Raw genomic sequence first — 640 nt, 5'->3', positions numbered from 1 at the left:
GTCGCGGGTTCGAATCCCGTCTTCCGCTCCATTGAATTGCCGGGGTGGCGGAACTGGCAGACGCACAGGACTTAAAATCCTGCGGTAGGTGACTACCGTACCGGTTCGATTCCGGTCCTCGGCACCAAGATTTTTTCACACTAGTGAAAATAACGCTCCTTTAATTGTTTAAGGGAGTTCCAAACAGCATTATGCGCCCGTAGCTCAATTGGATAGAGCGTCTGACTACGGATCAGAAGGTTATGGGTTCGACTCCTTTCGGGCGCGCCATATTTTAAAAACGGGAAGTAGCTCAGCTTGGTAGAGCACTTGGTTTGGGACCAAGGGGTCGCAGGTTCGAATCCTGTCTTCCCGACCATTAGTTTGGGGCCTTAGCTCAGCTGGGAGAGCGCCTGCTTTGCACGCAGGAGGTCAGCGGTTCGATCCCGCTAGGCTCCACCATTTTTATGTTTGACTTTATTGGGATACTATGTTACTATAATTTAGCTGACTGATAATGTTAAATGAAATTGTTCTTTGAAAACTAAACAAACAAGCGTCAACAAACAATATTATCATGTCTTCTTATGAAGAACATGAGCCAACGTTTTATTTTATGAGCTTAACTCATACTCTTTATTGGAGAGTTTGATCCTGGCTC

Annotated in this window: 4 tRNA genes; all 4 read left to right on the top strand. The window is 46.1% G+C overall.

The annotated features are described in order from the left end of the window. Positions 1–38 precede the first annotated feature (38 nt). The 4 genes from M3182_RS25565 to M3182_RS25550 all read left to right on the top strand — a co-directional run bounded on the left by M3182_RS25565 (position 39) and on the right by M3182_RS25550 (position 441). Positions 39–127 (top strand) — tRNA-Leu (locus tag M3182_RS25565). Between the two features lie 66 nt (positions 128–193). Further along, positions 194–270 (top strand) — tRNA-Arg (locus M3182_RS25560). An 11-nt stretch (positions 271–281) separates the two neighbouring features. Continuing rightward, positions 282–358, top strand: a tRNA-Pro gene (locus tag M3182_RS25555). A gap of 7 nt (positions 359–365) precedes the next feature. Next, positions 366–441, top strand: a tRNA-Ala gene (locus M3182_RS25550). The last annotated feature ends 199 nt before the right edge of the window (positions 442–640 follow it).

The sequence above is a fragment of the Mesobacillus maritimus genome (assembly GCF_023715205.1).
GTDB lineage: Bacteria > Bacillota > Bacilli > Bacillales > Cytobacillaceae > Mesobacillus_B > Mesobacillus_B maritimus_C.
Note: the sequence above shows the minus strand (reverse complement) of the source record. Positions and strands in the feature narration are given on the sequence as shown.